Origin of the sequence: Priestia koreensis, from assembly GCF_001274935.1 — a bacterium.
Lineage (GTDB): Bacteria > Bacillota > Bacilli > Bacillales > Bacillaceae_H > Bacillus_AG > Bacillus_AG koreensis.
Genome location: NZ_LILC01000031.1, coordinates 1 through 16,810, shown reverse-complemented (window position 1 = coordinate 16,810; position 16,810 = coordinate 1). Strand labels below are relative to the sequence as shown.

The 16,810-nt window shown below is 39.3% G+C and carries 18 protein-coding genes, 1 rRNA gene and 1 other annotated feature; all 19 genes read right to left on the bottom strand.

The window, feature by feature from the left end; translation table 11 throughout:
* Positions 1–72: 72 nt before the first annotated feature.
* The gene (secE, locus tag AMD01_RS20175) at positions 73–255 is read right to left on the bottom strand and encodes a preprotein translocase subunit SecE (RefSeq protein WP_053403265.1); all 183 of its coding nucleotides are present in this window, start codon (positions 253–255) and stop codon (positions 73–75) included.
* A gap of 52 nt (positions 256–307) precedes the next feature.
* Entirely contained in the window at positions 308–457 is a 150-nt protein-coding gene (gene rpmG, locus AMD01_RS23745; RefSeq protein WP_083446647.1) for a 50S ribosomal protein L33, read from the bottom strand.
* 90 nt (positions 458–547) lie between these two features.
* Positions 548–1,261: an RNA polymerase sporulation sigma factor SigH gene (gene sigH / locus AMD01_RS20170; protein WP_211263419.1), complete on the bottom strand. Its 714-nt coding sequence runs from the start codon at positions 1,259–1,261 to the stop codon at positions 548–550.
* A 5-nt stretch (positions 1,262–1,266) separates the two neighbouring features.
* The gene (locus AMD01_RS20165; RefSeq protein WP_053403263.1) at positions 1,267–1,779 is read right to left on the bottom strand and encodes an NYN domain-containing protein; all 513 of its coding nucleotides are present in this window, start codon (positions 1,777–1,779) and stop codon (positions 1,267–1,269) included.
* Positions 1,780–1,782: 3 nt separating this feature from the next.
* Positions 1,783–2,547 carry a 23S rRNA (guanosine(2251)-2'-O)-methyltransferase RlmB gene (gene rlmB, locus AMD01_RS20160; RefSeq protein WP_053403262.1) on the bottom strand — a complete coding sequence of 255 codons (765 nt, stop codon included), beginning with the start codon at positions 2,545–2,547 and terminating at the stop codon, positions 1,783–1,785.
* Positions 2,544–2,966, bottom strand: coding sequence for a Mini-ribonuclease 3 (locus AMD01_RS20155; protein WP_053403261.1), 423 nt, complete (start codon positions 2,964–2,966; stop codon positions 2,544–2,546). The genes rlmB and AMD01_RS20155 overlap by 4 nt, the downstream gene beginning before the upstream one ends.
* The gene (gene cysS, locus AMD01_RS20150; RefSeq protein ID WP_053403260.1) at positions 2,966–4,366 is read right to left on the bottom strand and encodes a cysteine--tRNA ligase; all 1,401 of its coding nucleotides are present in this window, start codon (positions 4,364–4,366) and stop codon (positions 2,966–2,968) included. The genes AMD01_RS20155 and cysS overlap by 1 nt, the downstream gene beginning before the upstream one ends.
* Positions 4,356–5,012 (bottom strand): serine O-acetyltransferase, encoded by a 657-nt coding sequence (gene cysE, locus AMD01_RS20145; RefSeq protein WP_053403259.1) that lies wholly within the window; start codon positions 5,010–5,012, stop codon positions 4,356–4,358. Before cysE ends, cysS begins: the two co-directional genes overlap by 11 nt.
* Before the next feature lie 84 nt (positions 5,013–5,096).
* Positions 5,097–5,323: a binding site (T-box leader), on the bottom strand.
* Positions 5,324–5,370: 47 nt separating this feature from the next.
* On the bottom strand, positions 5,371–6,828 hold the full coding sequence (gene gltX, locus AMD01_RS20140) for a glutamate--tRNA ligase (RefSeq protein WP_053403258.1): 1,458 nt from the start codon (positions 6,826–6,828) through the stop codon (positions 5,371–5,373).
* Between the two features lie 97 nt (positions 6,829–6,925).
* Positions 6,926–7,405, bottom strand: coding sequence for a 2-C-methyl-D-erythritol 2,4-cyclodiphosphate synthase (gene ispF / locus AMD01_RS20135; protein ID WP_053403257.1), 480 nt, complete (start codon positions 7,403–7,405; stop codon positions 6,926–6,928).
* Positions 7,406–7,417: 12 nt separating this feature from the next.
* A complete protein-coding gene (ispD, locus tag AMD01_RS20130; RefSeq protein WP_053403256.1) occupies positions 7,418–8,098 on the bottom strand; it encodes a 2-C-methyl-D-erythritol 4-phosphate cytidylyltransferase in 681 nt (226 codons plus the stop codon).
* Between the two features lie 20 nt (positions 8,099–8,118).
* The gene (locus tag AMD01_RS20125) at positions 8,119–9,213 is read right to left on the bottom strand and encodes a PIN/TRAM domain-containing protein (protein WP_053403255.1); all 1,095 of its coding nucleotides are present in this window, start codon (positions 9,211–9,213) and stop codon (positions 8,119–8,121) included.
* Positions 9,214–9,367: 154 nt separating this feature from the next.
* Complete coding sequence (gene disA, locus AMD01_RS20120) at positions 9,368–10,441, bottom strand: DNA integrity scanning diadenylate cyclase DisA (RefSeq protein WP_053403254.1); 1,074 nt, start codon at positions 10,439–10,441, stop codon at positions 9,368–9,370.
* A gap of 2 nt (positions 10,442–10,443) precedes the next feature.
* Positions 10,444–11,823 (bottom strand): DNA repair protein RadA, encoded by a 1,380-nt coding sequence (gene radA / locus AMD01_RS20115; protein ID WP_053403253.1) that lies wholly within the window; start codon positions 11,821–11,823, stop codon positions 10,444–10,446.
* Positions 11,824–11,918: 95 nt separating this feature from the next.
* Positions 11,919–14,363, bottom strand: coding sequence for an ATP-dependent protease ATP-binding subunit ClpC (gene clpC, locus AMD01_RS20110; RefSeq protein WP_053403252.1), 2,445 nt, complete (start codon positions 14,361–14,363; stop codon positions 11,919–11,921).
* A 21-nt stretch (positions 14,364–14,384) separates the two neighbouring features.
* Positions 14,385–15,458, bottom strand: coding sequence for a protein-arginine kinase McsB (mcsB, locus tag AMD01_RS20105; protein WP_053403251.1), 1,074 nt, complete (start codon positions 15,456–15,458; stop codon positions 14,385–14,387).
* A gap of 1 nt (position 15,459) precedes the next feature.
* Positions 15,460–16,014 carry a protein-arginine kinase activator protein McsA gene (mcsA, locus tag AMD01_RS20100; RefSeq protein WP_053403250.1) on the bottom strand — a complete coding sequence of 185 codons (555 nt, stop codon included), beginning with the start codon at positions 16,012–16,014 and terminating at the stop codon, positions 15,460–15,462.
* Positions 16,015–16,047: 33 nt separating this feature from the next.
* Complete coding sequence (locus AMD01_RS20095) at positions 16,048–16,509, bottom strand: CtsR family transcriptional regulator (protein ID WP_053403249.1); 462 nt, start codon at positions 16,507–16,509, stop codon at positions 16,048–16,050.
* A gap of 225 nt (positions 16,510–16,734) precedes the next feature.
* Positions 16,735–16,810, bottom strand: a 5S ribosomal RNA gene (gene rrf / locus AMD01_RS25125); the annotation flags it as partial.

Here is a 16,810-nt window from a genome sequence, read left to right as displayed (position 1 = left end):
ATTAAAAAACCCGTTACCGGGCTTTTACGAAATGAATCATTCAATTGCTATTATAACACGCTTGAAATGATCTTATTCAAGTACTAAGCGAATTAACCTTGAAATTCCTAAATCTACTAGTGCAAAAAAGATAGCCATAAATGCGACAGTACCAATAACAGTAACCGTATAACGAGTTAATTCCTTACGCTTGGGCCAACTAACCTTTTTCATCTCGCGTCCTACATCACGCAAGAAATTGATGAAACGATTCATTGTAGGTAACCTCCAATTACACAGGGGTGCTCAGTCTATGCAGATCCAAACTTTATTTTGTTTCACGATGCAACGTGTGTGAATTACAAGTTTTACAAAACTTTTTTATTTCTAATCTCTCGTGCAGATTTTCCGTACTCTTCATAGTTGAATAGTTACGGCTTCCACAATCAACACATGCGAGAATAACCTTTTTTCGCATTATACGAAACCACCTATATTTCTTGAATTATCCATAAAAACGTATCACAATCATTCTTTTGGTGTCAATACAAGTTTGTTTCCTGTTTTGTCACAACGTAATCTCTCGTAGTTCCAAATAGCGCTCTAGCTTCCGCTTAACACGTTGAAGAGCATTGTCAATCGACTTAACATGTCGATTTAAATCTTCTGAAATTTCTTGATAGGATCGACCGTCTAAATATAGGGCCAAAACCTTTCGTTCTAAGTCACTAAGTAACTCCGCCATTTTGAGCTCAATATCATCAAACTCTTCCTGATTGATAATAAGCTCTTCTGGGTCCATCACTTTCGCGCCAGAAATTACATCCATTAATGTACGATCAGATTCCTCGTCATAGATAGGCTTGTCCAATGAAACGTAAGAGTTCAAAGGAATGTGCTTTTGCCTAGTGGCCGTTTTAATCGCAGTAATAATTTGCCTAGTAATGCACAACTCAGCAAATGCTTTAAACGAAGCTAGCTTATCTTCTTTAAAATCCCTGATTGCCTTGTATAATCCTATCATTCCTTCTTGGACAATATCTTCGCGATCTGCACCAATTAGAAAATAAGATCTTGCTTTGGCGCGTACAAAATTTTTGTATTTGTGAATCAGATACTCTAATGCTTCACTATTTCCTTGATGAACAAGCTCTAAAATTTCTTCGTCTTCATGATTGTCAAAACGAGCATTTGGTTTTCTCCCATAGTTGTAGGTCACGCCAATCCCCCCGACCGTACAGTAGATAGAAATATTATACAGTAGGTTTTTTGAAAGCGTCAACTACTTCATGATTCACCGCGGCGCCATTTTTCGAAAATTTTAATTACTTCATCTGATAACTGTATGCGGCTAACGGGTTTTCTCTCTTGAATTCCTTTTACATCGCGATTAATATTTTTTTCTATCTCAAGCATTTCGTTCCGCAATTCTCGTGCAGATTTCCGAAGAGCACCTTGTCCGAAGATCGCCCACTGCTCCGTAAAATCAGATGTCGCAACATGAATTTGCGTTTTAATATTATTAAGCGATTGTGCAAGCTTCTCAATTCGTTCATCAGCCGTTTCATTTTCACGAGTGAAAATGACCTCCACCTTGTAAGATAAATCTTTTTTTTCGATTCCTTCTACAAGGTGAGCATCAAATACAACAATCACACGGTAATCCATGTAGGCTCTGTACTCCGCCATCTTTTCTAACAAAACATCTCTAGCAGCAGATAGATCCCGATCTTTTAACGCCCGTAGTTCTGGCCAAGCACCAATGATATTATAGCCATCTACAAGTAGAACATTTTGCATGAGCTATTCACCTAAAGGATGGCGTTTTCTATATACCTCATACATTAGTAGACTGGCTGCAACAGAGGCATTCAAAGATGTTACCTTCCCGACCATTGGTAAGTGAACTAAGAAGTCACATTTATCTTTGATTAAACGATTCATCCCTTTACCTTCACTACCAATTACTAGACCTACAGGCATGTTTGTATCTAAATCACGATAATCTTGCGTACCTTTTGCATCTGTACCTACGATCCAAATATTGCGTTGCTTAAGCTCATCGATCGTACGCGCTAGATTGGTTACTTTTACAACCGGAATGTGCTCAATAGCTCCAGTAGAGGCTTTTGCTACAGTGGCTGTTAAACCTACCGCACGGCGCTTCGGAATAATGATACCGTGAGCTCCTATCGCATCAGCTGTTCTCATAATTGAACCTAAGTTATGAGGATCCTCGATCTCATCTAAAATTAGAAAGAACGGCATTTCGTCTCGCTTAGCTGCTAATTCGAACAAATCTTCAATGTCTGCGTACTGATAAGCAGCTACTTGTGCTAATACTCCTTGATGATTACCTTCTACCATTTGTTCGATTTTCTTTTTAGGAACAAATTGAACTAACACACCGCTGTCCTTTGCTCGTTGAATAATTTGTTGCATGGAACCTTTTTGAGACCCCTCTGCAACCAGGATTTTATTAATATCGCGCTCAGACTTTAACGCTTCTAACACTGGGTTTCGACCAATGATGTATTCGCTATCTGTCGTATTTGTTGTATTTGTCATGATTTTTGTTCTCCTTTCTCTCCTTCAATAAAACTAATGGCTAATGTAATAAGCTCTTCCATGCGCTGTTGATTGCGAAGGAGATAATGATATCCGATTAAAGCTTCAAATGCGGTACTATAACGATACGTTTGAACATCTGTGTTTTTCGGAACTGTACCTGACTTGGCATTTCTTCCTCGTTTCAGAACAGCCACTTCTTCTTCACTTAAACAATCATTTTCAATAAAGGCATGCGCAACTTTGGATTGCGCTTTTGCTGATACATAGCCCTTTGCTTTGTTATGCAATTGATTAGGGCGTACGCTTCCTAATGATAAAAGGTGTTGCCGTATATAGATTTCATATACGGCATCTCCCATATAAGCAAGCGCTAAACTATTCAACTGTTTAGCGTCGATATTTTCAGTTTGTAACATCATGATCCTCTTTTCCATCTCGTACCTTGAGCCGTATCTTCTAAAATAATGTCACGGCTCTTTAACTCATCCCGAATTTCGTCTGCGCGTTTAAAGTCACGATTTTTACGAGCATCAATTCGTTCTTGAATAAGACGTTCAATATCTTCATCAAGTAGTTCTTGCTCTCCAAGTGTCAAACCTAACACTGTAGCTAGATCCTCCATTACTTTAATGAATGCATGAAGAACTTCTTCTGACGTGTTTTTCTCGACTAGATACAAATTAGCTTGTTTAGCAAGATCAAATAAAATTGAAATAGCATTGGCTGTATTAAAATCATCGTCCATTTCACGAATGAAAGAAGTACGCAAGTCTTCAATCGTTTTTAACCACTGTGCATTATTATCAGCTAAGTCACTTGCACTCTCTACTCGATGTTTTAGATTGGCATACGCTGTTTTAATACGCTCTAGCGCGTTCTTTGTTTTCTCCAATAATTCTTCATTGTAATTGATTGGATGACGATAGTGAACTGACAAAATAAAGAAACGCAGAAGGTTTGGATCAAACTTTTTAATAATGTCATGAACCAGTACAAAGTTACCTAGTGACTTCGACATCTTTTCGTTATCAATATTAATGTAGCCGTTGTGCAACCAGTAGTTTGCAAATGGTTTACCAGTCAAGGCTTCTGATTGAGCAATTTCATTTTCGTGGTGAGGGAATGCTAAATCCTGTCCACCAGCATGAATATCAATCGTGTCTCCTAAATATTTTCGTGCCATAGCAGAGCACTCGATGTGCCAGCCTGGTCGCCCTTTGCCCCAAGGACTATCCCACGTAATTTCATCTTCTTTTGCGTTTTTCCATAGTGCAAAGTCCAATGGATCTTCTTTTTTCTCGCCTACTTCAATACGCGCACCTGATTTTAAGTCATCAATCGGTTGGTGTGATAACTTTCCATACCCATCGAATTTGCGTGTGCGATAGTAGACGTCACCATCTGATTCATAAGCGAATCCTTTTTTCACAAGTTCATCAATGAATTCAATGATAATATCCATATTTTCTGTTACACGTGGGTGAACAGTAGCTTTACTGCATCCTAGAGAAGAAACGTCTTCGTGATAAGCATCGATAAAACGCTCTGCAATGACCGGCACTTCTTCACCTAGTTCTTTTGCTGCTCGGATGAGTTTATCATCAACATCCGTAAAATTCGATACGTATTGAACCTCATATCCGCGGAACTCTAAATATTTTCGAACCGTATCGAATACAATTGCAGGACGTGCGTTTCCAATGTGAATATAGTTATAAACGGTTGGACCGCATACGTACATCTTTACCTTATTTTCCTCAAGGGGCTTAAACTCTTCTTTTTGACGAGTTAGTGTGTTGTATAACTTAATGCCCATCTTCATTCTTCCCTTCTTTTACATCATCCAGTTCTTGTTGTAATCGTTTAATTTCTCTCTCTAATTCTTTAAAACGTTCTGCTACAGGATCTGGTAAATCTTGATGATTTAAGTCTTTATTAATTTTCTTACCGTTTTGAATCTTAACCTGTCCTGGTATCCCAACAACCGTTGAATTAGGCGGAACCTCATGCAATACAACGGAACCAGCACCAATCTTTGAATTTTCATGAATAGTTATCGAACCAAGTACTTTTGCGCCTGTTGCAATCAGTACATTATCTTTAATCGTTGGATGCCGTTTTCCTTTTTCCTTTCCCGTTCCCCCGAGAGTTACTCCCTGATAAACGGTAACATTATCACCAATTTCACATGTTTCCCCAATGACAACGCCCATGCCATGATCAATAAAAAAGCGACGACCGATTTTAGCACCTGGATGAATCTCAATTCCTGTGAAAAAACGGCTTATTTGCGAAATGGATCTTGCTAAAAAGAACCACTTTCTTCGAAAAAGCGCATGAGCTAATCTGTGAGACCAAATAGCATGTAACCCTGAATACGTTAAAACAACTTCTATATAACTTCTCGCTGCTGGATCTTGTTCAAAAACCACATCGATATCTTCTTTCAGTAGTCTTATCATTGCCTTTCACCCCAATTGTTTACACCCTTGTTCTTTCTTTTTATAAATGGCTTTATATAAAAAAACGTCCCTGTGCCATCATGACACAGAGACGTTTGAATACGCGGTTCCACTCTGTTTAGGCACTAATTTGCGCCTCAACTCTGCTCTTTTAACGGGGAGGACCGCCTTTCCCTACTCCACCCATGCGGATGTTTCAAAAAAGGACTCGAAGGTGCATTTCGGCTCTCTAATACCATGAACAGCTTTCAGCCTAGGCCGTTCTCTCTAAGATGGGTAGATAGCTTACTTCTCCTTCTCAACGCTTTTTACGTACATACTGATCTTACCTTAAGAATAGTACATTATATTTTGAAGATCAACTTACGACACTTTGTAAACGAGCTAACACTGTATCTTTACCTAGTAAGGCAATTGATTGAGGAAGCTCAGGGCCATGCGTTTCGCCTGTTGTTGCTACACGAATTGGCATAAATAATTTTTTACCTTTGTGTCCAGTCGATTTTTGAACAGCTTTAATTGATGCCTTAATGTTATCTGCAGTGAATTCTTCCATTGCTTCCACTTCGCTCGCAAACCCAGCTAATACTTCTGGTACCTGCTCTTCGTCTAACACTTGGCGTGCTTCGTGATTGTACTCAATTTCTTTCTTAAAGAACATATCTGTAAGCTCTACAATTTCTGCACCGTAGCTCATTTGTTCTTGATAAAGAGCGATTAAATCTCTTACCCAAGCCTGTTGTTCTTCATCTAGGTTTCCTTCAATCTTACCTGCTTTTACTAAGTGAGGTAGAGAAAGTTCCACGACTTTATCTAGATCTAACTTCTTCATATATTGATTATTCATCCACACTAGTTTTTGTGTATCGAATAATGCTGGTGATTTAGATAAGCGCTCTGGATCAAAGATTTTAATGAACTCTTCTTTGGAGAATATTTCATCTTCACCTACTGGCGACCATCCAAGCATCGTAATGAAGTTGAAAATCGCTTCAGGTAAATACCCAAGATCTTTGTATTGTTCAATGAATTGAATAATGGACTCATCACGTTTACTTAGCTTACGACGGCTTTCGTTTACAATTAGCGTCATGTGACCAAAGATTGGTGGTTCCCATCCTAACGCTTCATAAATCATAATTTGTTTCGGCGTGTTGGAAATGTGATCATCCCCACGTAAAACGTGTGTCATTTTCATTAAGTGATCATCAATCGCTACTGCGTAGTTATAAGTTGGCGTGCCATCTTTTTTCACGATAACAAAATCACCAATACCATCTGATTCAAACGATACTTCATCTTTTACGATGTCGTTGAATTTGATTACTTGGCCTTTTGGTACGCGGAAGCGAATGCTTGGCTGACGGCCTTCACTTGCTAACTTTTCCTGTTCTTCCGTCGTTAAGTTACGACACTTCTCGGAATAACGAGGCATTTGGCCGTTCGCTGATTGCTCTTCACGCTCTTTTTCTAATTCTTCTTCCGTGCAATAGCATTTATATGCTAAACCTTTTTCAAGAAGTTCTTCTGTATATTTAGCATAGATGTGATTGCGTTCTGATTGACGGTATGGTCCGTATTCTCCGCCTACATCGATGCTTTCATCCCATTCAATTCCTAACCATTTAAGATATTGCAGCTGGCTTTCCTCTCCACCTTCAATATTTCGCTTTTGGTCTGTATCCTCAATACGGATAATAAATTTACCGTTTTGATTTCTTGCGAATAAATAGTTGAATAATGCTGTTCTTGCATTTCCGATATGAAGATGTCCAGTTGGACTTGGGGCATATCGAACACGTACTTCGTTTGACATAGTCAAGTACCCTCCAATTTATATAAATATGTACATAACATAAATACAGTCAAAGCTTATTTTAACACCAATTGCCCGTGCAATAAAGGCTACGAAACTAATTTTGGACGATTAAGACGGTTGCAAGCGCTGCAATCCCTTCTTCTCGACCTGTGAAGCCTAGCTTCTCTGTTGTAGTCGCCTTTACGTTAATTTGATCCACATCTGACTCTAAAAGCTCTGCGATGCGCGCACGGATTTTTTCAATGTGCGGTGCCATTTTGGGGCGCTGTGCAATAATCGTACAGTCCACATTTCCCAATTCATAGCCTTCCTCTTTCACTAATTTCCATACGTGTTGAAGTAAGACCGCTGAATCAGCTCCTTTATAGGCATCATCTGTATCTGGAAAATGTTTTCCGATATCCCCTTTTGCAACGGCACCTAATAATGCGTCTGATACGGTATGCAATAGAACGTCTGCATCCGAATGTCCAAGCAATCCTACTTCATGAGGAATTTCAATTCCACCGATAATTAATGGACGACCTTCTGCAAATTCATGCACGTCAAAACCTTGTCCAATACGAAATTTCATCCTTCTTCACCTCTACTGTCGACTATTTAAAATCGCTTCTGCATAAAGCAAATCTTCTTGCGTTGTTAATTTAATGTTGTGATATCTTCCTTCGACGATCGCAACCTTTTTTTCCATATATTCTACTAAACTAGCATCATCCGTGCCTAAAAAACCTTGTTGCCTTGCTACTTCATGAGCATGTTGAATGACAGGAACAAGAAAAGCTTGTGGAGTCTGAACTGACCACAAGCTAGAACGCTCAACTGTTTCAACCGCATATCCATCTACTGCTCGTTTCACAGTGTCTTTCATTTGAACGGCTAACACAGCTGCTTGCTCCTTCTGTACGACGTCTACTAGCTCATGAATTTTATCTTGTTCAACGAACGGGCGAGCTCCATCATGAATTAATACAACTTCATGATCCTGAAGCTTTTGCAGACCATTGTATACGCTGTGCTGACGTTCCTGTCCACCAATCACCATCTCAGATATCTTTTGAACACCGTACTCACTTATAAGATGCTGAAAGAATAATTGATCCTGCTCATTAACCACCAGTATGATGCCATCGCATAATGGATCGGCATCGAATACACGCAGTGTATGAATAATAACCGGCACACCGTCTAGTTCAATGAACTGCTTGTTTTTACCCACATTCATTCGTTTTCCCTGTCCTGCAGCAGGAATAATTACTCGATACTTCATAAGCTACTCCTCTATATCTTTTATAGCGCTTTTTCTAATAGCTTTGGCTTCGCAAATATCATTCGTCCAGCAGATGTTTGTAACACACTTGTTACTAACACATCAATGCTTTTACCAATATAGTTGCGACCTTCCTCTACTACGATCATTGTACCATCATCTAGATAAGCGATCCCTTGATTATGTTCTTTCCCGTCTTTAATGACTAAGACATGCATTTCTTCACCAGGTAACACGACTGGCTTAACAGCATTGGCTAAATCATTAATATTAAGAACTTTTACATTTTGGAGTTCGCACACTTTGTTTAAATTAAAATCATTGGTTACCACGACTCCGGATGTAATTTTGGCTAACTTCACTAGCTTGCTATCTACTTCCTGAATGTCTTCAAAATCTCCCTCATAAATTTCTACGCGAACAGGTAGCTCTTTACGAATTCGATTTAAAATATCCAATCCACGTCTCCCTCGATTTCGTTTTAACGCATCTGAGGAATCCGCAATATGCTGAAGCTCTTCGAGTACAAACTGAGGAATCACAATTGTTCCCTCTAGAAACTGCGTTTGGCAAATATCCGCTATGCGTCCATCAATAATGACGCTCGTATCTAAAATCTTAAACGTAGAGTCCTGAAGGTCAGCTTCTCCATCTTGCCCCTTCTTTTTACCCAATCTAGTTGGCAATGAAAACAAACTAATAAGCTCATCTCTTTTCTTAAATCCTACCTGAAAGCCTAGATAACCTAAAAGGATCGTTAAGAAAATTGGTAATATAGTATTCATAAGCTGAAGCTGAATCGCTTTCAATGGAATGACAACTAAAAAGGCCACAACAAGCCCAAAAATCAACCCAATACTTCCAAATAGGACGTCCGTAACTGGGGCTTTTACTAAAGACTCTTCTAGCCAATGAATAAAATGAACGACATGATCGACTAACCAAAAAGTAATAATAAAAAAGATAATGGCACCTAAAATTGCGCGTATATAGGATTTTTCTAAGACAGCTAACTCACCACTTACACCTAAAAGTGACATCAATTCTGGTATAAAGATAATCCCTAATGTACCACCTGTAATAAGAAAGAAAACTTGAATCAAGCGCTTTAACACGTCCTCACCTCCCTTAATCATTATAAACAGTTTACACCAAATGAAACCCTTAATTTTAACAAAAACCTTTTATCAAAATCTGGGATTTATCAACCATTTCACTACATATGCGATGAAACGAAATCACTTAAAATTGCTATACTACTATTATAAGCTAAAGTTGCCGTGGCATTAAGTAATGTTGTTTTAACCTTTTTAATCCGTTGCGAATTTTCTTCGCTCGAATTTCGCCAATTCCTTCTACCTCATCTAATTCTTCTACTGTTGCATCGTTAATCTTTTGGAAATTTTCTAATTCATCCACAAGGTTTTCAATAATGATGGAAGGGAGCCTTGGGATTTTATGCAGCATTCGGTACCCTCTTGGATACGTGACTTCTTCGAAGCTTGTATACAGTGGATAACCTAGCAGCCTTAACAATGTCTGATCATCCAATAGCATCGAATTTGCAATGTCTTGAAGTTTCAAGATGATTTTATGCGGATCTTGAGTCGGATCAAACATGTAATCCTTAATGAGTAAAATGGCTTCCTTTTCTAAATCAGAAAGTAACTCGTTCATCTGTAACCGTATTAATCGACCTTCTATTCCTAGCTCGCTTACATAAGCTAAAATCTCTTGCTTGATGCGAAGAACCATTTCAATACGATGCAGGGATTGTAGTACGTCTAAGTGTGTGACCTGCTCTTCAAATTCTAGGGCATTTAAGCTTTCAATAGACTCATCTAGTACGCTTTTATATTTTTCTAGCGTTCCAAGTGCCTGATTTGCTTTTGTAAGGATAACACCAATATCTTTTAATACGTACTTTAGTGACCCTTTATAAAGACTAATTACGTTCCGGCGCTGAGAAATAGCAATAACTAACGCCTTCGTTTGCTTTGCTACTCGCTCAGCTGTCCGGTGCCTCATCCCTGTCTCAGAAGAAGGTGTAGATGGGTCCGGCATTAGCTGTGCATTAGCAAATAATATCTTTGTTCCTGTTTCATTTAAAATGAGGGCTCCGTCCATCTTCGCCAGCTCATATAAATGGGCAGGTGAAAAAGCACAGTTAATCGAGAAGCCTCCATCAACGATTCTTTTTACTTGGTCATTATAGCCCAAGACAATTAATCCACCTGTTTTCGCTCTTAATACGTTGTCAATACCTTCGCGAATAGGGGTTCCTGGAGCTACAAATTGTAATATGTCATCAATTAGTTTGTCGTGTATTTTTTCTCCTTCCATCCCTATCCTCCTAACGTATACTGCAGTGCTTCAGAGACCGTTGACACACCGACAACTTCAATGCCATCAGGTATCTTCCATCCCCCTAAATTACGTTCGGGTAAAATCACGCGCTTAAAGCCTAGTTTAGCTGCTTCTTGAACCCTTTGATCAATTCGAGAGACTCTACGCACTTCTCCAGTTAATCCGACCTCACCAATAACCACATCGGTTGGGTTAGAGGAAACATCTCTAAAACTAGAAGCGATACTTACCGCAATCGCTAAATCAATCGCTGGCTCATCAAGCCTCACTCCTCCGGCTACTTTCAAGTAAGCATCTTGGTTTTGAAGCAACATGCCAACGCGTTTTTCTAACACAGCCATTAACAGCGGTACTCGATTATGATCGATGCCAGTAGCCATTCTCCTTGGATTCCCAAAACTTGTCGGACTTATTAAGGCTTGTATTTCTACTAAAACAGGTCTTGTTCCTTCCATAGAAGCCACTACAATTGATCCTGCTGCACCTTGAGACCGCTCTTCTAAAAAGATTTCAGAAGGATTTGCTACTTCTTCTAACCCTGCTTCTTTCATTTCAAAGATACCTATCTCATTCGTTGAACCGAAGCGATTTTTTACTGCTCGCAAAATACGATACGTATGATGGCGTTCTCCCTCAAAATAGAGAACTGTATCCACCATATGTTCTAATAGACGTGGACCTGCAATAGAACCTTCCTTCGTAACATGTCCCACTATAAAAACGGCAATTCCTTTCGTTTTGGCAATACGCATAAGTTCTGCTGTACATTCTCTTACTTGGGAAACACTTCCGGGAGCGGATGTAATATCGCTGTGGTAAATGGTTTGAATGGAATCAACAACAACAAATTCTGGATCCATTTCATTAATAATTTCAGAAATCAATTCCAAATTGGTCTCGGCATGGACAAATAGGTTGTTTGATTTAATATTTAGCCGGTCGGCACGCAGCTTTGTTTGTTTAATGGATTCTTCCCCTGAAATATAGAGAACCTTATGGTCATTATCGGCCAACTGTGCGGATGTTTGTAGAAGAATAGTGGACTTTCCAATCCCTGGGTCTCCTCCAATTAAAACAAGTGATCCACGCACAATTCCCCCACCTAAAACACGATCAAATTCTGGAGATTTGGTATAGATACGGGGCTCTTGCGTAGATTCTATCGTTGTAATTGATTGAGGCTTTTGAACAGCTGTTGATGTGGCACCAGAAAAAGCTCCTCTTCTTCCTGCTTTCACTACTTGCTCCATTTCCTCTACCATTGAATTCCAAGATCCACATCCAGGGCATTTCCCCATCCATTTTGCAGATTCATAGCCGCAATCCTGGCATGTAAATTTTGTTTTCTTCTTTGCCATCTATGCTTTTACCTAACCTTTCTATTGTAGATTATCTTAAAAAAAGGAAGGCATACGAACAAAAATACGTATGCCTTACCACTGCTAGTGAAGTCTTAAATTTCGCTTACGCTCGGTTCAGCCGTATGAACCACAAATTCTTTTTCTTCTACATCTAGCGTTACTTTTTGACCTTTTTTAACGGTTCCTTTTAAAAGTTCCTCAGACAAGCGATCTTCAATATGCTTTTGGATTGCTCGACGAAGAGGTCTTGCCCCGTACTCTGGGTCAAATCCTTCTTCAGCAATTTTTTCAATCGCTTTTTGTGTTAATACAAGATCAATTTCCTGTTCTTTTAATCGATTTGTTAGCTGATTAGCCATCAACGTCACGATACGTGCGATGTGCTGTTTCTCTAACGAATGGAACACGATAATTTCATCAATACGGTTTAAGAACTCTGGGCGGAACGCATTTTTAAGTTCGCCCATCACTTTATCTTTCATTTCCTTGTAATCTTGACTTTCGTCTTGAACAGCGAAGCCAAGATACTTGTTGCGTTTTAGCGTACTTGCTCCTACGTTTGATGTCATAATAAGAATCGTATTTCGGAAATCGACTGTACGACCTTTAGAGTCCGTTAAGCGTCCATCTTCAAGTACTTGTAATAAGATATTGAAAACATCTGGATGCGCTTTTTCAATCTCATCTAATAGTACGACAGAATAAGGCTTACGGCGAACTTTTTCCGTTAATTGTCCACCTTCATCGTATCCAACATATCCTGGAGGAGAACCAACAAGGCGAGAAGTCGAATGTTTCTCCATGTACTCTGACATATCAATTCGAATCATTGCATCTTCGTCTCCGAACATTGATTCAGCTAGTGCACGAGCTAGTTCTGTTTTACCTACCCCTGTAGGACCTAGGAAGATGAAAGAACCAATTGGTCTTTTAGGATCTTTTAAGCCTGCGCGAGCACGTCGTACAGCCTTAGCGATTGCCTTTACAGCTTCCTCCTGACCAATAACACGAGAATGTAGAATCTCTTCCATGTTCAGAAGTTTCTCAGTCTCAGCTTGTGCTAACTTAGAGACAGGAATTCCAGTCCAGCTAGAAACAACCATTGCGATATCTTCTACTGTTACCTCTGAATTTTCTTTTCCTTGTTTTTCTTTCCATATCTTTTTCGTTTCTTCTAGCTCTTCACGAAGGCGTTGCTCTGAATCACGTAATGATGCAGCTTTCTCGAACTCTTGGCTTTGTACAGCTGCATCTTTTTCTTTACGAACGGATTCTAGCTTTTGCTCAAGTTCTTTTAAGTTTGGTGGCGTTGTAAATGAACGTAATCTTACTTTTGAGCCAGCTTCATCAATTAAATCAATCGCTTTATCTGGTAAGAAGCGATCAGAGATATAGCGGTCAGATAATTTTACTGCCTGCTCAATTGCTTCGTCTGTAATAGACACTCTGTGATGTGCCTCGTAACGGTCACGTAAGCCTTGTAAAATCTGAATTGATTCATCTGCTGTCGGTTCGTCAACTTGAATCGGCTGGAAGCGGCGTTCAAGTGCCGCATCTTTTTCGATGTATTTACGGTACTCATCAAGAGTCGTGGCACCAATACACTGTAACTCACCACGTGCAAGAGATGGTTTTAAGATATTCGATGCATCAATTGCACCTTCAGCACCACCAGCACCGATTAATGTGTGGAGCTCATCAATGAATAAGATGATGTTACCCGCTTGTCGGATTTCGTCCATAACTTTCTTCAAGCGATCCTCAAACTCACCGCGATACTTCGTTCCAGCTACTACTGTCCCCATATCAAGCGTCATCACGCGTTTGTCGCGTAAAATCTCTGGTACTTCGTTGTTGACGATTTGCTGTGCTAAGCCCTCAGCAATTGCTGTTTTACCAACACCAGGCTCCCCAATTAATACAGGGTTATTTTTCGTACGACGGCTTAATACCTCAATAACACGCTGAATTTCTTTACTTCGACCAATAACAGGATCTAAGCTTCCTTCGCGTGCAATTGCCGTTAAATCACGTGCTAAGCTGTCTAAAGTAGGCGTATTAGCATGAGAGGATGATCCTCCTTGATTGCTTGATGTTGCTTCGTTGCTACCTAACAGCTGTAATACTTGCTGACGTGCTTTATTTAAACTCACACCTAGGTTGTTAAGAACGCGTGCTGCAACTCCTTCGCCTTCGCGAATTAAACCTAATAGAATGTGTTCTGTTCCTACGTAAGAGTGTCCTAGTTTACGTGCTTCGTCCATTGAGAGCTCAATAACTTTTTTTGCTCTCGGTGTATAATGAATCGTTTGAGTCACTTCTTGGCCACGACCGATTAAGTTCTCAACTTCTTTTTGAATTTTGTCAGCGCCTAATCCTAAAGCTAAAAGAGCCTTAGCAGCAATACCTTCGCCTTCACGCACAATTCCTAATAAAATATGCTCAGTTCCAATATTATTATGTCCTAGTCTTAAAGCTTCTTCTTGCGCCAGTGCTAAAACCTTTTGAGCACGCTCTGTAAATCTTCCAAACATCATATTATCGTCACCTTCCACATATTAGTTTTCATCTTTTTTATCTTGCAAGCATTCCCTGATTAATGAGGCTCTTTTAATATCTCTTTCATCAGGACTCAATGCTCCCCCGAAATATCGCTGTAGAAATCCAGGCTGTGTTTTAATCATGAGTTCATTTAATATATTTCTAGGAATATTTTTTATATATCCTAGGTCAATCCCTAATCGAATATCAGATAGACATTTTGCCGCTTCTTTCGATTCAATAATGCGACTATGAGAAAGCGTACCATATGAGCGGAATACTCGATCCTCTAACTCAATATTAGAGGTATTAAGCAAAGCATTTCGAGCTGCACGCTCTTGTTCAATCAACTGCTTTACCACGCTCGTCAAGTCACCGACAATGTCTTCTTCTGATTTTCCAAGAGTCATTTGGTTTGAAACTTGAAAGATGTTTCCTAGAGCTTCGCTACCTTCCCCATAAATTCCTCTTACCACTAAACCTAATTGGTTAATAGCCGGAATAATACGGTTAATTTGTCTAGTCATTACTAAAGCCGGAAGATGCATCATGACAGAAGCTCTTAGCCCTGTTCCAACGTTGGTGGGGCAGCTTGTTAAATACCCTCTTGTCTCATCGTAGGCATAGTCGAAATTCCTCTCGATCCAATCATCAATCTGATTTGCCTCATTCAGAGACTCCAACAGCTGCAGTCCAGGAAATAAACACTGTATACGAAAATGATCTTCTTCATTAATCATGATACTAATTTCTTCATTTTTAGATAGGATACACGCTCCGTACACCGACTCTTCTGCTAGCTTAGGGCTAATTAAATGCTTCTCTACAAGTACCCTCTTCTCTACAGGTTCTAACTCCCCCATTGTGATAAACTCAAACTCCCAACTATTTTCAGTGTCATCTTCAAATAAATCGTGTTTGATTTTTGCTGTTAAATGGGCGTCTTGCTCACCTTTCGAAACCGTAGGGAATAAAAAATCTTGTAGATTTCGTGCTAACCGCACCCTGCTGCTTAGGACAATATCTGAGTCTGGACCATTTTGATTCATCCAGGGACTTATAGCTTGGTTTAAAAATTCATTCATCGCCATATTACATTTCGTCCCCCTTTTTTCCTTCCTGAATCCTTTTCTCAAAAGCACGTATTTGATCTCTAAGCTCAGCTGCCTTTTCAAACTCCTCTTGAGCAATGTATTCTTTTAAGTTCAATTTCATGGCTTCTAATTCCTTTTTTAAATGAATATTTCCACCAATTCGCTTCGGTACTTTACCATTATGAACATAATTTCCGCCGTGAAGTCTTTTCAAAAAAGGTGTGAGTGAATTCTCAAACGTCTTGTAACACTCTGCACAACCGAACTTCCCAAGCTTAGCAAACTTATGATAAGTCATTTTACAGTGTGGACACTGCAAAACTTCTTTATTGCTGTATGTTTGTTGCTTAGTAGACTTTGAAAAAGAAGATTCCAAATTAATAAGGCCTGCTAACAAATTATTGATAGAAAATCCTGAATTCCCCTGGAACATTAGTGACTCACCGTTTTCCTTTGCACACTGCTCACATAAGTGAATTTCGGTTTTTTCACCATTGATAAATTTCGTAAAATGTAGCGACGCAGGTCTAGTTTCACAGTTCTGACAAATCATTAGGTTTCCTCACCCACTTTTAAAAATTGCTAATCACTTATATCGTAAAGCATTTAACATTGATTTTAAAATCTTAGCTCTTAGCTCATCTCTGTAAGGAAGACTAATCGCAATAACCGAACGGTCCATCACACTCAACATAATCTTTGCTTCCCGCTCGGATATGACATTTTCTTCAACCAAACGAATGATTAGATTCTCTGAACTAGCTTGGGTGATTTTATATCCAATCATATCAATTACCTGTTCAAATAGATGAGAAGAATCATGTACTTTTACTTTCATGATACGGATAAAGCCTCCGCCGCCTCTTTTGCTCTCTACTACATATCCTCTTTCTAGCGTAAAACGGGTATTGATCACATAATTAATTTGTGAGGGGACACATTGAAATTTATCTGCTACTTCACTTCGCTTTATTTCTACAATTTCTCTTTCACTAAGATCGAGTACTTCCTTAAGATACTGTTCAATGATGTCAGAGATATTTGCCATAGGGCTCCCTCCTTCTGACTTTGACTATATTTGACTATATCCTTACTATAAATACATTTGAAAAAATTTTCAACTGTTAGACTACCTGTATATAATCATCGTTTCCAAAAGAAAGGGTTTCAAAACATATTTAACAAGTTTCTCTTATAAGTATATTTCTATTTTAGGCGATGGTGTATGAAAACACAAAAAAGACTAGTCAAATGACTAGTCTTTTTCTAATATGCCTGGCGATGTCCTACTCTCACAGGGGGAAACCCCCAACTACCATCGGCGCTCGAGAGCTTAACTTCCGTGTTCG

What these genes read in the sequence shown, in the direction of transcription:
- secE (WP_053403265.1), bottom strand. Translation starts at nt 255, where the DNA reads ATGAATCGTTTCATCAATTTCTTGCGTGATGTAGGACGCGAGATGAAA.
- rpmG (WP_083446647.1), bottom strand. Translation starts at nt 457, where the DNA reads ATGCGAAAAAAGGTTATTCTCGCATGTGTTGATTGTGGAAGCCGTAAC.
- AMD01_RS20165 (WP_053403263.1), bottom strand. Translation starts at nt 1,779, where the DNA reads ATGCAAAATGTTCTACTTGTAGATGGCTATAATATCATTGGTGCTTGG.
- rlmB (WP_053403262.1), bottom strand. Translation starts at nt 2,547, where the DNA reads ATGACAAATACAACAAATACGACAGATAGCGAATACATCATTGGTCGA.
- AMD01_RS20155 (WP_053403261.1), bottom strand. Translation starts at nt 2,966, where the DNA reads ATGTTACAAACTGAAAATATCGACGCTAAACAGTTGAATAGTTTAGCG.
- cysS (WP_053403260.1), bottom strand. Translation starts at nt 4,366, where the DNA reads ATGGGCATTAAGTTATACAACACACTAACTCGTCAAAAAGAAGAGTTT.
- cysE (WP_053403259.1), bottom strand. Translation starts at nt 5,012, where the DNA reads ATGATAAGACTACTGAAAGAAGATATCGATGTGGTTTTTGAACAAGAT.
- gltX (WP_053403258.1), bottom strand. Translation starts at nt 6,828, where the DNA reads ATGTCAAACGAAGTACGTGTTCGATATGCCCCAAGTCCAACTGGACAT.
- ispF (WP_053403257.1), bottom strand. Translation starts at nt 7,405, where the DNA reads ATGAAATTTCGTATTGGACAAGGTTTTGACGTGCATGAATTTGCAGAA.
- ispD (WP_053403256.1), bottom strand. Translation starts at nt 8,098, where the DNA reads ATGAAGTATCGAGTAATTATTCCTGCTGCAGGACAGGGAAAACGAATG.
- disA (WP_053403254.1), bottom strand. Translation starts at nt 10,441, where the DNA reads ATGGAAGGAGAAAAAATACACGACAAACTAATTGATGACATATTACAA.
- radA (WP_053403253.1), bottom strand. Translation starts at nt 11,823, where the DNA reads ATGGCAAAGAAGAAAACAAAATTTACATGCCAGGATTGCGGCTATGAA.
- clpC (WP_053403252.1), bottom strand. Translation starts at nt 14,363, where the DNA reads ATGATGTTTGGAAGATTTACAGAGCGTGCTCAAAAGGTTTTAGCACTG.
- mcsB (WP_053403251.1), bottom strand. Translation starts at nt 15,458, where the DNA reads ATGGCGATGAATGAATTTTTAAACCAAGCTATAAGTCCCTGGATGAAT.
- mcsA (WP_053403250.1), bottom strand. Translation starts at nt 16,014, where the DNA reads ATGATTTGTCAGAACTGTGAAACTAGACCTGCGTCGCTACATTTTACG.
- AMD01_RS20095 (WP_053403249.1), bottom strand. Translation starts at nt 16,509, where the DNA reads ATGGCAAATATCTCTGACATCATTGAACAGTATCTTAAGGAAGTACTC.